Source organism: Kitasatospora sp. NPDC053308, assembly GCF_055585785.1.
This window is the reverse complement of sequence record NZ_JBVJJY010000008.1, coordinates 300334-315043: the sequence shown is the minus strand read 5'-3', so window position 1 is coordinate 315043 and position 14710 is coordinate 300334. Positions and strand designations below refer to the sequence as shown.

Sequence of the window (14710 nt, the reverse complement as noted above, 5' to 3'; positions counted from 1 at the left end):
CGCAGGGCGGTCAGCGCAGGACGGTCAGGCGTCCTCCCACTTGAACAGCCTCCACGAGACGCCGGTGAGCACGGCCGCGAAGAGCAGCAGGCCGCCCATGGTCGGCAGCGCGTCCATCACGCCGCCGCCGCGGGTGAGCACCGACTGCGCGGAGGTCACCAGGTAGTGCAGCGGCATGACCTCGGAGACGGTCTTCAGCCAGTCCGGGGCGCCGTCCAGCGGGAAGAACGAGCCGGACAGGAAGGACATCGGCAGCACGATGATCTGCGAGATGCCGTTGGCCGCCTCCTCGGTCTTGGCGACCGAACCGGCCAGCAGGCCGATCGACATGAAGGCGAGCGTCGCGCAGATCACCAGCGGGATGACCAGCCACCAGTCGCCGGTGAGCTTCAGCCCGAAGAAGCTCGTGGCGACGACCAGGAAGACGGCGGTCTGCAGCAGCGCGGTCAGCAGCGACACCACGATCCGGGAGCTGACGACCGTGCCCGCGCTGATCGGGGCCAGCCGCAGCCGGCGCAGCACCTTGGTCTTGCGCCAGTTGACCAGCGTCAGCGCGGCGCCGAACACGGCGCCGGTGGCGATGGCCCAGCCGAGCAGGCCGGGGGTGAGGAACTGGATCGGCTTGAGCGACTTGTCCTCGACCTGCTGGGCGTCCAGCACGTAGGCCGGCTTCTGCCCGCTGGCCTCCTGGTTGGCGCTCTGGACCACCGAGTTGAGGATGCCCTGGACGGCGCCGGCGCGGACGGTGTCGGCGGCGGTGAAGCGCAGCTCGACCCTGCCGTCCGGGCCCTGCTTGATCATCGCGTCGAAGTCGCCCTTGCGGACCTTCTCCAGCGTGGCCGCCTCGTCGTCCGTCCTGGTGATCGTGAGGACCTCGTTCAGCCCGGTCCGTTCGCCGCCCTGCATCGAGTCGAACAGCTTCACCGCGCCGACCTGCGCCACCTTGGCGTGCGGGCTGCCGGATCCCTTGGTCACGGCACCGAAGAACACCAGGAAGACCAGCGGGAAGAGCAGGATGAAGAAGGTCGCGGTGCGGTCGCGCTTCATGCCGAGCAGCATCGCGCGGGACAGGCTCCAGAACGCGCTGACCCGCTCCCGCCCGCCGGCGGCGCCGGCCGGACCGCCCCGCTGGGCGGGCACCTTCGGCTCGGTGGAGGTCGTGGAGGTCATGCGCGGAACTCCCGTCCGGTCAGCTGGAGGAAGACGTCCTCCAGGGTGGCGCCGCGCACTTCGAGGCCGCGCAGCGCGTTCTGCTCGGCCAGGACGCTGAGCACCGGGGCCGGAAGGCGGGTGGAGACGGAGAGCGAGACGGTGTCGTCCTCCAGGGTGGCGAGGTCGGCGCCGGCCGCGGTCAGCAGCTCGCGGGCCCGTTCGAGCGGCAGTTGGCCGGAGGCCACGCTGATCCGCACGGTGTCGTCGATCTCGCGGATCAGCGCCGCCGGGGCACCGGTGTGCAGGACCTTCCCGTGGTCCATGATCGAGACGCGGTCGCAGAGCACCTCGGCCTCGTCCAGGTAGTGCGTGGTGAGCACGACCGTGCGGCCCTCGGCGTTGATGTCGCGCAGCAGGTCCCAGAGGTTGCGCCGGGCCTGCGGGTCGAGGCCGGTGGTCGGCTCGTCCAGGAAGACCAGCTCCGGGTCGTGGGCCAGCGCGCAGGCGATCGACAGGCGCTGGGCCTGGCCGCCGGACATCTTCTCGGTCAGGGTCTCGGCCTTGTCGGCCAGACCGACCCGCTCCAGCATCGCATCGGCCCGCTTGGGGCCGACCCCGTAGAACGACGCGAAGGTGCGGATCGTCTCCCGGGCGGTCAGTTTCCGGAAGAAGGCGGAGGCCTGGAACTGCACGCCGATGCGCGGCAGCAGTTTCGGATTGCGCGGCCAGGGAGCCATCCCCAGCAGCTCGATCCGGCCCTCGTCCGGTTTCCGGACGCCTTCCAGGATCTCCATGGTGGTGGTCTTCCCGGCGCCGTTGGGGCCCAGGATCCCGTAGAACTCGCCGGCCTCGACGGTGAGGGACACCCCGTCGACGGCCTGCACATCCCCGTACCGCTGACGGATGCCGTCGGCGGATATCGCTGCAGTCATGTGCCCTGAGGGTAGGGCTTCCGGGCCCTCAGATGCACACCCCGAGCGTGGATTTGGGGATCTCCTGAGGAAACCGCGGCGGAGCCGGGCCGGACGGAAGGTCGAAGCTCCGCCCGGCCCGGCCGCAGTCGCCGCCGACCGACCCCCGACGAACCGGTCAGGCCCGGTGCACCGTGATGGTCGTCCACGCGCCGATGTGGATCCGGTCGCCGTCGTTCAGCGGCACCGCGGTGTGCGGGGCGATCGGCTCCGCGCCGCCGTTGACGGTGGTGCCGTTGGTCGAGTCCTGGTCCACCAGCACCCAGCTGCCGTCCGCCTGTTCGGCGAGCAGCGCGTGCTGGTGCGAGGCGCCCGGGTCCTCCGGCGGGACGGACAGGTCGATCTCCGGCACGGTGCCGCGGTGCTGGCTGCGCCGCCCGATCCGCAGCTGGCCGCGGCCGGTCAGCGGGATCCGGCGCTCGGGGCAGTACGGCGGGAAGAACAGGCCGGCCGCCTCCGGGCCGCTGCGGGCCATCATGTCGGTGAAGTAGTCCCGGTCGGCCGCGACCACGGCGATCCAGGTGGTCCGCACCGGCTCGGCCGGGGGGGCCTCCTGCGGGGGCTGCTGCGACTGCGGCGGCGCGAGGTGGAAGGACGTGCCGAAGTCACCGCCGCGGTTGTTCGGACCGGGACCGGCCGGCCGGGCGTACACCGGGCCGGAGTCCTCGCGCGGCGCGGCCTCCGGGAAGGCGCCCTCCGACGTGGGCCCCTCCGGCCCCCCGGCGGGCGAGGAGGGCGGGTAGCCGTAGGTGTGCGGCTGCGCCGGGGCCTGCGGCTGCTGAGGGGCACCGCCGTACGACGCCGGGATGTTCAGCGGCGGCGGCTGCGCGGGACCGGACTGGGCAGGACCGGACTGGGCCGGGCCAGCGGCCGGGGCCTGGCGGCGCGAGGGCGTGGAGAGCTCGTAGTCGTAGCCGCACTCCTCGCAGAACCGGCCGGTCTGCGGGCTGCGGCAGATCGGGCAGAGGGTCAGCCCCTCGGTGAGGCCCTGCTGCGCCCCGGGGGGCGGGAAGGCCCCCGGCGGCGGGACGGCGCCGGGCGGCGGGTACGCCCCCGGCGGCGGGTAGGCGCCCGGCGGGGGCACCGTGCCGGGCGGCGGCTGGGGTGCCCCGGGCGGCGGGACGGCGCCCGGCGGCATCGGCGGAGGGGGCGGCGGCGCGCCGAAGGACGCCCCGCCGTGCTGCGGGTACCCGGCGGGCGCGCCGGGCCCCGGGTCGGCCCCGGGCCCGTACCCGGCCGGTGCGCCGCCGTGGGCGCCGGGGGTCGGGGCCGGCGGGGTCATCGGGAAGCCGCAGAAGTCGCACCAGTCCTCGGCCTGCGACTCGTGGCCCCTCGGGCAGATCGGCATCAGGTCCCCCTCGTTTCGGGCCGGCTCCGTGCGGCGTCGCGCCGGGGTGCCGGCCCGGTCACGTCTTCAGCGGTCACTTCTTCACACGTACCGTCTTGGTCGACCGGGTCTCAAGGGTCATCGAGTCGGCCTCGCTCACGTTCTTACGGAACCGAACCGTACCCTCCTTCGGGTCCACCACGTCCACCACCTTCTGCAGCAGCTTGTAGGTGCCGTCGTTCCCGGTCGCGTGCGCGATCCGGACGGCGGCGCCCAGCTTCGCGGTGGCCCGGTCGACGTCACCGGCGCGGTGGGCCTCCAGGCCCTCCTGGATGGAGGAGGCGAGCTCGGCCTGCCCGGTGTAGTGCGCGACCTGGGGGCTGATCCGGGTGGAGGAGGCCAGGTCGTCCGTCCAGACCGCCTTGACCAGGCCCTGGCCGAGCACCTCGGGGGTGCCGCCGCCGACCTGCGGGGGCAGCACCAGGCTGATTCGGGCGGCGAGCATCTCGTTGCCGATCGAGGCCGCCGGGACCTCGACGCAGACGTGGTAGTCGCGGCTCTCGTCGCCCCAGGACCCGGTGGGGTAGTCGCCCGCGCGGGGACCGGCCTCGGTGCGCCGGCCGGTCAGGTCCTCGACCGCCGGGGCGACCTGCTTGACGAACTTCACGGTGGCGTTGGCCGGGGTCCAGATCCGCAGGGCGACGTCGGCGACCTGCTTGCCCATCGCGCCGGCCATCATCGAGCGGAAGTCCTCGGCCAGGCCGGACGGCTCGGCGACGATGTCGACGGTGCCCAGCAGCGCGGAGGAGATCGTGCGCAGCTCGTCGATCCGCCAGTCGGTGCCGACGCCCCGGCAGTCGGCGGTGAAGTGGCCGGTGACCCGCTCGACGGTGCGGGCGAGGTCCTCCGCCGACTCGTGCTCGTTGTTGCCGTCGGTCAGCAGGACGGCGTGCCGGATGGCGATGTCGCGCCGGGTCAGGAACAGCTGGTCGGCCTTGGCCAGCCAGGTGCCCATCGCGGTGCCGCCGGCGGCGGTGAGACGGCGCAGCGCCGCCTTGGCCTGCTCGCGGGTGGCGGGGGAGGAGGTGGCGAGGGTGCCGTCGCCGGGGTAGATGTCGCGGGCCTCGTGGGTGCCGGCGACCACGGCGAAGGCGGTGCCGTCGCGCAGCGCGTCGATGGCGGCGGCGGTGGCCTCCCGGGCGCCGTTGATCTTGGTCTTGGGGTAGTCCATCGATCCCGAGCAGTCCACCAGGAGCACCACGGCCGCGGCCGAGTCGGCGCCCGCCGGGCCGGCGTCGGTGATCCCGAGCGGGCGGCCGCCGGAGGTGCCGCCGCCGGTCGAGGTGACGGTGACGATGGCGTTGACCTCGCGGGCGCCGTCGGCCAGGTACTCGTTCTGGAAGATCTCCACGTCGAACCTGGGCAGGTTCGGCTTCGCCAGTGTTGCCATGGGGCGGTCGGCTCCCGTCGGATGAGGGGTGGATGCGATCAGGACGGTGGGCCCGCCGGCCGGGGCCGGCGGACCGTGCTGCCGCGACGTCGCGCGGACGGCCGGTCAGGCCGTCGGCGGGTGCGGCGGCTGAGGCGGCTGCGGCGGGACGGGCGGTGCGGCCGGCGGCGCGGTCGGCGGTGCGGTGGACGGGCCGCCCGGCGCGGCCGGCGGCGCGGTCGGCGGCGTGGGCGGAACGGCCGGGGGCGCCGCCGGAGGTGCGGGCGGGGCCGGCGGCAGCGGGGCGGCGGGGGAGCCGATCACCGGGAGGTCCGGCAGGGTCGGGTCGTGGTCCTCGTCGTCCTCCGGGCCGGGCCGGGCGGCCGCGATGACCGGCAGGTCCAGCGCGGTCGGGGTCGGGTCGGCCTCCTCGACCGGGACGGCCGGCGGATCGATCGGCAGCACGGCGACGGTGATGTTGTCGTGGCCGCCGGCGGCGACCGCGAACTTCACCAGGGTCTGCGCCGTCGCGAGCGGCTCGGTGCGGGCGTCCGGCCGGACGTAGTACGCCAGGTCGGTGGCCGCCTCGGCGTAGTTCCACAGCCCGTCGGTGCAGATCAGCACCACCCCGGGGACGTGCGGGGTGAAGTCGAGCGTGTGCGGCACGACCTCCTCGGCGTCGGCGCCGAGCCAGCCGGTGATGGCGTGCGCGCGGGGATCGGCGTACGCCTCGGCCTCGCCCATCAGCCCCGCCTCGACCATCCGGGCCGCCCAGGAGTCGTCCTGGGTGAGCCGGAAGGGTTCGGCGGCGGCGCGGTCGTCCGGGATCCAGTACGCCCGGGTGTCGCCGACCCAGCCGATGGTCACCCGGCCGCCCGCGGCGATCGCGCTGACGTAGGTGCAGGCGGGCGCGTTGAGGTCGGGCCGGGCCGGGCCGGCGCCGTCGGTCGCCAGGTCGGCGACGGCCTTGGCGGCGTCGGCGATGGCCGCCCGCATCGCCCCAGTCGGGTCCTGGCCGGCCTCCAGCGAGGTCAGCAGCGACTCGGAGGCGGCGTCGACGGCCGTCGCCGAGGCCTCGTCCGGGCGGTCGGAGGAGGAGACGCCGTCGCACACCACGGCGACCACGACCGGCTCGCCGCCGGGCAGCGAGGTCGCCGCCACGGTGAAGCTGTCCTCGTTGCGGTGGTGGCGCACGCCGCGGTCACTGACCCCGGCGACGCCGCCGAGCGCCTTCTCCATGTGGTCGCGCGGGCGCGGCTGGGCGCCGCCGCAGCCCTCGCAGTAGCCGTCCGCGGTGACCTGCGGCTGCCCGCAGTGCACGCAGACCGGCCCCCGTTGCTGCGGTACGGCCCCGCTGCGGGCGGCGGCCCAGCCGGCGGGCATCGCGCCCGGGGCCGTCCGGCCGTCCCGACCGGCCCCGCAGGAGCCGCAGTAGGCGTCCTCCGGGTCCATCGGCTCGGAACAGCTCGGGCACTCGGTCTGCTGCGGCATCGGCTACACCCACGTCCTGGGACGGGCACGGTTGGCCCGTTCCACCATCTCGATCCTGGTCTCCGCCCGGTCGGCCAACCGGGCGAGTACCCGGTAGGACTGCTCCAGGGCGAAGCGCAGTTCCCGCTCCTGCGCGGGACGTCCCAGCACCACCGGCTCGGTGCCCCGGCGGGCGCCGGGCGAACCGGCGCCGAGCCAGCCGAGGGCGGCGCCCAGCACCTCGACGGAGAGCTCCTCGCGGCGGCGGTCGTCCAGCCGCAGCGCGGTCAGCTGCGCGGAGGAGGCGTCGAGGTCGGCGGCCAGCTCGTCGGTGGCGGCCCGTTCGCGCAGCCGGGCCCGGACGGCGGCGATCCGGGCGGCGGTGTACTGGCTGGAGGTGGCCGGGACGGACTCCAGGACGAGGACCGCACCGGCCCGGTCGCCCTCGGCCAGCCGGACCCGGGCCAGCCCGAAGGCGGCGCTCAGGTAGGCCTGGTCGGTGGCCCACACCAGCCGGTAGAACTCGGCCGCGTCGCCGCCGTCGCCGAGCAGTTCGGCGCAGACGGCGAGGGCCAGCTTGGGCGCGGCCTCGCCGGGGAAGGCGTCGTACACGGCGTCGAAGGCCTCGGCGGCGGCCCTGAGGGAGGCTGTGGCTCGCCCGCTCGCCTCCGGGCGCTCCTGACCCGGTGCCGACGGTCGGCGCTCCGTCGCTCCTTCGTCGCTCCCGCGCTTCTCCCTTTCGACACCGGCGCGCCCTTCGGCTCGGGGCGTGGCTCGCCCGCTCGGCGGGTCGTCGGAGGCGGCCCCGACCAGGGCGGTCAGTCCGCGGTACCAGACCACCCGCCAGTCGTCCGGGTGGTCCTGCTCCAGCGCGTCGAGGCGGGCCTCGGCCTCGCGGTGGCGGCCGAGTTCGAGCAGGGCGCGCAGTTCGCGCAGCCGGCTCTCCACCGAGACGGCGGGGGCGCCGGCCAGGGCGACGAGCGCCTCCTCCGGGTCGGGGGAGAGCAGGGTGGCGAGGAAGCCGGCGTTGGGGTCGCCCGGGTCCACCCGGGGGATCGGCAGGGCGAGGGCGGCGGCGGCCGGGTCCAGGGCGGCCACCCGCAGCTGGCCGGCCTGCTCGGTGGGCAGCACCAACTCGGTGTCCACGACGCGCAGTTCGGGGCCGAAGAGGGTGGAGAGCGCTGGATAGGGCCGGTCGTTCTGCAGGGCGAGGATCTCCCGCAGCACGCCGGTCAGCTGGTCGGTCATCTCCTCGGCGGAGGCGAAGCGGCGGGCCGGGTCCGGGTCGGTGGCGCGGACCAGCAGGCGGTAGTACGACTCGTACCGGGCGAAGACCTCGACGTCCTCCGGGCCGGGCAGCGAGTCCCGGTAGGTGGTGCTGTAGCCCTGGAAGTCGAAGGTGAGCACCGCGAGGGTGCGGGCCACGGTGTAGAGGTCGGAGGCCGGGGAGGGGCCGTCGGTGGCGATCTCCGGCGCCTGGTAGCCGATGGTGCCGTAGATCGGGCCGTCGTCGTCGAGGCGGCGGACGGCGCCCATGTCGATGATCTTGAGCGTGTCACCGCTCTGGATGGCGTTGTCGATCTTGAAGTCGCAGTACACCAGACCCCGGCCGTGCAGGTAGCCCAGGGCCGGCAGGGCCTCCAGCGCGTACGCGATCGCCTGCTCCACCGGCAGCGGTTCGCGCCGGCCGTCGGGGGTGCGGCGGTCGTTGGCGATGTCCTTGAGCGACTTGCCGCCGACGTACTCCATCACGATGTAGCCGTCGGTCGAGCCGGTGCGCAGGTCCGGGTGCTCGGCGAAGTTGATGATCCGGACGATGTTCGGGTGGTCCACCTCGGCCAGGAAGCGCCGTTCGGCGACGGCCGCGGCCAGCGCGTCCTCGTCCCCGGTGTCCAACAGGCCCTTGAGCACCACCCACTTGTCGTCGAGCCGCCGGTCCACCGCCAGGTAGATCCAGCCGAGCCCGCCGTGCGCGAGGCAGCCCACCACCTCGTACTGCCCGCCGACCAGGTCCCCCCGGCGCAGCTTGGGCGTGAAGGAGTAGGGCGTGCCGCACTTGGTGCAGAAGCCGTCCGGGCGGCCCGGGCGGCCGTTCTTCTCCCGCCCGACCGGGGCCTCGCACTTGGAGCAGAACCGCTTGCGCTCCGGCACCTGCGGGTCGGCCAGCACCGCCTGGGACGGGTCGGCGCTCTCCACGGTCGGCACGGTGACCAGGCCGGCGCCCAGCCGGTTGCGGGTGCCCGCACTGGCGCTGCCCCGGGTGGAGCGCACCGAGACCGAGCGGCTGCTGCCGGTGCGGGTCGAGCGGTGCGAGCGGGAGCGGCCGGACATCGAGCGGGCCGAGCCGGTGCGGGCCGACATCGAGCGGACCGAACCGCTGCGGCCGGAGTCCGGGGAGACCCGGGCGGAGGGGACGTGCGGCTGGGTCACGCCGGTGTCCGCGCCGGGCGGGGTCAGGCCGCACTCGTCGCAGTAACCGTCCGCGTCGATGGTGCCGCTGCACGCGCGCGGGCAGGCCGAGCCGGGACCGGCGGCCGCCGGGGCCCCTGCTGTCCGGGGGCCCGGCGTGGAGCCGTGTGTGGAGCCGGGCGTGGGGCCCGCCGGGGCGACCGCCGGGGCGCCCGGGGAGGTCCTCGCCGGGGCCAGGCCGCACTCGTCGCAGTAACCGTCGGCGTCGATGCTGCCGCTGCCGGAGCACTCCGGCCGTACGCACGTCTCGCCCATCAACCTCAGCCCCCCTGAACCTGTCCGTCGACCGGCGCCTGGCCGGCCGCTTCCTGACCCTGCGAGGCCTCCGCCTCGGCCCGGGCCGGCCGCAGCGACTGCTGGAACCGGGCCACCGCGGCGGCGGCCGCCCGCAGGTCGCACGGCGCGCTCCACAGCAGCCAGCGCGCCTTCTCGTACCGTTCGACCACCTCCGGGTCCTCCGCGACCCGCAGCCGCGCGGCCATCGCCTTGTAGGCGTCCAGCCGGCCGCGCAGCTCGGCCCGGACGGCCAGCGGCTGGGTCACCTCGGTGAGCGACTGCCGGGCCCGGGCCAGCTCCTTGGCGGCGGCGTCCTCCAGCGCGTCCAGCAGCGGCGCCAGCCGGCCCCACTGCCCGGCCTGGCGCAACTCCAGGGCCGCGACGATCCGCTCGCGCAGCGCCGAGGCCGGGCCGGGCACCGCCGGGACGTCGCTGGACGCTATCTTCGCCAGCACCTCGCCGCGCGCCCGGCGGGCCTCGGCCAGCGTGGCGTCGGCCCGCTGCAGCAGGTCGCCGACGCCCTGCAGCCGCTCCTCGGCCTCGTCGCGCAGCCGCAGCAGGTCCTCCAGCTCCACCCGGACGCCGTCCAGCGCCCGCCCGGCCCGGTCGAACCGCTCGGTGTCCACCACCCCGGCCGGGCCGGCGAAGGCCGACCCCTCCGGGACCGTGCCGCGCTGGGCGGGCACCCGGGCCGGGCGCCACAGCGCCAGCGGGTCCCCGTGCACCTCGGTGCGCAGCTCGGTGAGGTCCCGCTCCAGCCCCGCCAGGTCGTCGGCCAGCGGGTGGCCGCCCGCCCGCACGCCGAGCGACCCGGCCAGCGTCCGCACCCGGTGCAGCTCGGCCAGCAGCAGGTCGATCCGGGCCGGCAGCGCCGACCAGACCGCGTCGGCGGCGCTGACCACCTCCAGCACCGTGGCGTACCAGGAGTTCATCCGGGCCATCAGCGCGTCCAGGCTGATCCGTTCGACCAGCTTGGCGGGCGCGCCCAGCAGTTGGGGCCCGTCCGGCACCGCGCCGCCCGGGACGGTCACCGCGTCCCCGGTCAACAGCTCGCTCAGCTCGGCGAGTTCGGGCGCGCCGGGCTTGGCCTTGCGGGCCCGTACGGCGCGCGCCGAGGCCAGCGCCTCGGAGTAGCGGTCGAACAGCGCCCAGAGCAGCGGCAGGCCCTTCCCGGCGACCGCCCAGCGCTCCAGGGTGCGACCGGTCAACTCGGCGCCGTCCAGCAGCCGCAGGCCGGGGTGGTCCTGCAGCGAGAGCAGGGCCGACTCGACCGCGTCCCGCTCCGCGCCGAGGCGCGCGAGCGCGCGGTCCACCTCCTCCCGGCTCAGTACCGGGCCAGCCGATGCCGCCACCGCGGTGTCCTTCCTTCCTCGCGTGCGAGCCCGGCGCGCCTGACGCGCGAGCCGGGTGATCCCACGACAACCCCCGTGCCCACCACCGGTCTCCCCGCGGTGATCGTCCCGAACCCTAGCCGGTGACCGTTCGGGCGGAACGGGCGCGGGGCGTCAAGACCGCGTCAACGCCCCGGCCCGTGCGCTCCCTCCGCCTCCGTCCCCTGCCCCGGATCCTCGCCCCGGATGCCTCAGTGCGTGCCCGGCCAGTAGCGGTCGGCCTCGTTGAGCATGTACGGCTTGAGCCAGTGCTCGTACGAACGGGCCCAGTCGCCGCGGGCGTAGTAGTCGGCCAGCACCTGGTTGACCCGGGCGGTCAGGTCGGGGCTCTCCTTCAGCATGGCGACGCCGATCACCTCCGGCTGCGCCTCGCCGTCCACGATCCGCACGGTCTGGTCCTGGGCGGCCTGACCGGCCGCCAGGCCGTTGTCGGTCACCGTGGCGTCGACCTTGCCGAGCTGCATCTGCACCAGGCAGTCCAGCTGGTTCTCCACGGTCACGATCTGTCCGGCGGTCTTCTTGTCCTTGACCACGTTCAGGGCGGTGGAGCCGTCGGCGGCGCAGACCCGCTTGCCCTTGACCGCCTCGTCGATGTCCTTCGCGGGCGAGGCCTTGGGCACCAGGACGCGCTGGCTGATGTTGAAGTACGGCTTGGAGAAGGCGACGTCCTGCATGCGCTGGCAGTTGATCGTCATGGTGCGGACGATCAGGTCGACCCGGCCCTTCTTGATGGCGTCGACCCGGTCGGCGGTCGCCACCGGCTTGAGCACCACCTTCTCCGGGTCGCCCATGAGGGCGGCGCCGATGGCCCGGGCGAGGTCGATGTCGAAGCCCTCGATCTGGCCGGTGTTCGGGTTGCGGGCGCCCCAGCGGAAGCTGTTCTGGTCGACGCCGATCACCAGGCTCCGCTTGGCCTTGATGGCCTTCACGGCGGGGCCGTCCTCGGTGCTCGGCGGGACGCTCCGGTAGACGTCGCAGTCGGCCTGGTCCCGCTGCTCCCCCTGCGTGCGCTGCGCGGCCGCCGGTGCGGTGGCCGACCCGGCCGGTGCGGCGCCGACCGGGCCGCCCCCGGTGAGCACCGCGGCGCCGGCCGCGAGCAGCGCCGCCGCGGCGGCGGCCCTGGTGCGTACGGTTCCCTTGCGCATCTTTCCCCTTCCCCCTTGCCGTTACCGGTACTCGGCCAGTCGACGGCCCAGGCCGCGCAGCGCGGCGGCCGCGGCCGCCAGGCCGAGCAGCGCGGCCGCGACGGCGGCGACGCGCAGGTCCCCGCCGGTGCCTTCGGCGGACCGGGTGAACTGCTGCTGCTCGACGTCGGCGGCCCGGGCCAGCGCCCGGTCGGTGGCGTTGAACGCCGCGTCGGCGGTGGGCGCGTCGGCGGCGGCCGACACGGTCGCGTCCAGCGCGCCCTGGTAGTCGGCGTTGTCGACCTCCAGCTTCCGGGCCGCGTCGTGCTTCGCGCGCCACTCGTCGAACCGGGCCGCGGCGTCGCGGACGCTCGGCCCGGCGGCCGCGGGCGCGAGCCGGACGGCCTCCGGCAGCGAGCCGGAGCGCCGCTCCAGCGGCTGGTCCTCCGCCGCGGCCCCCTCCAGGTGCCCGGTGGCCTTGGTCCACTGGTCGGCGTACTTGGCGGTGGAGCCGCGGGCGACCAGGTGCAGGTTCTCCGCCAGACGGGCGGTCAGCACGTCGACCCGGGCGGAGTTGAGCGCCCGCAGCGGTGTCGCGCCCTCGGTGTCGCTGCGCTTGAGCGCCGCACTGGTGACCAGCCCGGTGACGGTGAGCCAGAGCGCGCCGGCCAGCACCGCCGCGGTGGCGCCCAGCAGCCCGATGTTGAACACCCGGTTGGTGCGGCGGAACAGCGTCAGCTGCACCCAGGCCAGCGCCGCCAGGGTGACCAGCGCCAGGCCGTACGCGCCCCACGGGACCGACTTGGCCGCGGCGTAGTCGCGGGCCAGCTCCTCGTCCTCGGCGGCGGCCAGCTCGGCGGCGGCCGGCAGCAGGACGGTCTGCATCTGCTCGGAGGCGTACCGCAGGTAGGCGCCGCCGAGCGGGATGCCCTGCCGGTTGTCCGCCCGGGCGGTTTCCACCAGACCGGCGTACACCGGGAGTTGCTGGTTCAGCCGGGCGAGTGAGCCCTGCGCGGGGGAGGTCGCGGTGGTCCGGGCGGCGGCCTCGGCGACCAGCTTGGCGGCCGTGGCCAGGTCCTGCTCGTAGCGGGAGCGGACGTCCGCCGGTTCGGCGCCGGCCAGCAGGAAGCCGCTCGCCGCGGTGGTGGCGGCGTCGGCCAGGTTGCGGTGGATCTCGGCGGCGTCCCGGCTGAGCGGCTGGCTGTACGAGACCACCCGGTCCGCGGCCTGGGCCCTGGTCTCCAGCTGCCAGGCGGTGAGCGCCCCGAAGGCCACGGTCAGCACCGCGAGCACCGCCCCGGCCAGCCGCAGCCGGCCCGGCGCGGTCCGGGTGGCCTGCGCCAGCCGGGCGCGGACGCCGGTCACGACGGCCGCCCGCGGGCGCCGGGCGAGCGCCCCGCCCCGTCCGGGCGCTCCACCCCGTCCGGGCACCGGCGGGCCGCCGGGCTTCGCGGGCGCCGGGGTGCCCGTCACGGCCACCGTGCCCGGCGGTCGCTCCGGCCGCGCCGGGACGCCGACGCCCGGTGCGCCGCTGCCCGGTGCGCCGTTGCCTACTGGTGTCGCCACCCGCCTCATCCTCCCCTGGAGCCGGGCCCGTTCCCCGGGGCCCGGCCGATGGCAGCAGTATGGCCGCGACTCCCGCCGGCCACACCCGACTTGCGCCGATCTTGAGCATGTCGTGCACGGTTCCCGCACGCCTCCGCACGTCGTCGCACGCCGTGGCCCGGCGCTGCCCGGCGCCGCCGGAGCCCGTACGGAGAGGTGGCGAACCGTCCGACGCGGCCCGCACCCCGCGCGGTTCCCGCCGACCGGGCGGAGCGCGGCCCCCGGTCGTGGGCGCGCGCCCCCGGGTGCGGCACCCCCGCGCTCCGTACGATGGGGCCATGCGCCTGCTTGGAACGATCACGCCCGACCGTCCGCTGCTCGTCCTCGCCGTCAGCGAGGAGGCGGCCCACCTGGACGACCGGCTGCCCGTGCTGCTCACCGGGATGGGGAAGGTCAACGCCGCCGCCGCGCTGGCCACCGTCCTCGCCCAGGGCGAGAAGCCCTCCGAGGTGATCAACCTCGGCACGGCCGGTGCGCTGAGTCCCGGCTGGGAGGGCACCCACCACATCGTCCAGGTGATCCAACACGACCTCGACAGCGAGACCCTGCAGGAGCTCACCGGGCACCAGTACGGCCCCCCGCTGGTGATCGGCAAGGGTGACGGACCGGTGCTGGCCACCGGCGACCTGTTCGTCTCCGACCCGGCCGCCCGCGACCGGCTCGCCGAGCACGCCGACCTCGTCGACATGGAGGGCTACGCCCTGGCCACCGTCGCGCACCGGGCCGGGGTGCCGGTGCGGCTGGTCAAGCACGTCAGCGACGAGGCCGGGGAGGGCGCCGCGCAGACCTGGCGGGAGTCGGTCGACGACTGCGCCCGGCACCTCGCCGCCTGGGTCACCGCGCAGGGGTGGTGACGGCGCCTCAAACCCGGTGCGGCGGCGGCCGGCCGATCGTTAGGGTGGCGCGGTGACCGAGAACACCGCACCCGCGCGCAAGCGCTCCGACAACCGTCCGCCCGGCCTCAACGCCGACGAGCCGACCACCCTGCTGGGCTTCCTCGACTACCTGCGCGAGGCCGTCATCGGCAAGCTTGCCGGGCTCTCCGAAGAGGACGCCAGGCGTCCTGGCGTCGCCTCCGGCACCAGCCTGCTGTGGCTGGTGCGGCACCTGACGGTCGTCGAACTCAACTGGTTCGAGTGGGCCTACCAGGGAGTGGGAGAGGAACCCCGGGAGTCCGACGACATCCCGCTGGACGGCGCCACGGTGGCCGAGGAGATCGCCGCCTACCGGGACGCGATCGCCCGGTCCAACGCGGTGGCCGCCGCCGTCGGCGCGGACCTCGACCGCCCGGGCGTCCGTTCGCTGCGGCCGAACGCCGAGGCGCCGTCGATGCGCTGGGTGCTGGTCCACATGATCGAGGAGACCGGGCGGCACGCCGGGCACGCGGACATCATCCGCGAGCAGCTGGACGGCACGGTCGGGCGCTGAACACCACTCGGGGCGCGCTGAGGGCGGGTCGAGGGCGCTGAGGGTGCCGAGGACCGCCGGAGGGGTGG

The 14710-nt window shown here is 75.3% G+C and carries 11 protein-coding genes; 2 read left to right on the top strand and 9 right to left on the bottom strand.

Annotation, left to right across the window (positions count from 1 at the left end):
• Positions 1–24: 24 nt before the first annotated feature.
• The 9 genes from ACZ6Y7_RS20750 to ACZ6Y7_RS20710 form a co-directional block, all read right to left on the bottom strand.
• Positions 25–1170: an ABC transporter permease gene (locus ACZ6Y7_RS20750; RefSeq protein WP_465759358.1), complete on the bottom strand. Its 1146-nt coding sequence runs from the start codon at positions 1168–1170 to the stop codon at positions 25–27.
• A complete protein-coding gene (locus ACZ6Y7_RS20745) occupies positions 1167–2084 on the bottom strand; it encodes an ABC transporter ATP-binding protein (RefSeq protein WP_402218350.1) in 918 nt (305 codons plus the stop codon). The genes ACZ6Y7_RS20750 and ACZ6Y7_RS20745 overlap by 4 nt, the downstream gene beginning before the upstream one ends.
• A 157-nt stretch (positions 2085–2241) precedes the next feature.
• Entirely contained in the window at positions 2242–3471 is a 1230-nt protein-coding gene (locus ACZ6Y7_RS20740; protein ID WP_465759357.1) for an FHA domain-containing protein, read from the bottom strand.
• Between the two features lie 73 nt (positions 3472–3544).
• Complete coding sequence (locus ACZ6Y7_RS20735; protein WP_465759356.1) at positions 3545–4900, bottom strand: vWA domain-containing protein; 1356 nt, start codon at positions 4898–4900, stop codon at positions 3545–3547.
• Positions 4901–5005: 105 nt separating this feature from the next.
• Positions 5006–6370: a PP2C family protein-serine/threonine phosphatase gene (locus ACZ6Y7_RS20730; protein WP_465759355.1), complete on the bottom strand. Its 1365-nt coding sequence runs from the start codon at positions 6368–6370 to the stop codon at positions 5006–5008.
• A 3-nt stretch (positions 6371–6373) separates the two neighbouring features.
• On the bottom strand, positions 6374–9073 hold the full coding sequence (locus ACZ6Y7_RS20725; protein WP_465759354.1) for a serine/threonine-protein kinase: 2700 nt from the start codon (positions 9071–9073) through the stop codon (positions 6374–6376).
• A 5-nt stretch (positions 9074–9078) separates the two neighbouring features.
• Positions 9079–10446: a hypothetical protein gene (locus ACZ6Y7_RS20720; protein WP_465759353.1), complete on the bottom strand. Its 1368-nt coding sequence runs from the start codon at positions 10444–10446 to the stop codon at positions 9079–9081.
• 230 nt (positions 10447–10676) lie between these two features.
• A complete protein-coding gene (locus ACZ6Y7_RS20715; RefSeq protein ID WP_465759352.1) occupies positions 10677–11630 on the bottom strand; it encodes a glutamate ABC transporter substrate-binding protein in 954 nt (317 codons plus the stop codon).
• 21 nt (positions 11631–11651) lie between these two features.
• Entirely contained in the window at positions 11652–13175 is a 1524-nt protein-coding gene (locus ACZ6Y7_RS20710) for a hypothetical protein (RefSeq protein ID WP_465759351.1), read from the bottom strand.
• A gap of 317 nt (positions 13176–13492) precedes the next feature.
• Between ACZ6Y7_RS20710 and ACZ6Y7_RS20705 the strand changes: the two genes are divergently transcribed.
• Both ACZ6Y7_RS20705 and ACZ6Y7_RS20700 read left to right on the top strand, forming a co-directional pair.
• Positions 13493–14068 (top strand): nucleosidase, encoded by a 576-nt coding sequence (locus tag ACZ6Y7_RS20705; RefSeq protein WP_465759350.1) that lies wholly within the window; start codon positions 13493–13495, stop codon positions 14066–14068.
• A 52-nt stretch (positions 14069–14120) separates the two neighbouring features.
• The gene (locus ACZ6Y7_RS20700; protein ID WP_465759349.1) at positions 14121–14642 is read left to right on the top strand and encodes a DinB family protein; all 522 of its coding nucleotides are present in this window, start codon (positions 14121–14123) and stop codon (positions 14640–14642) included.
• The last annotated feature ends 68 nt before the right edge of the window (positions 14643–14710 follow it).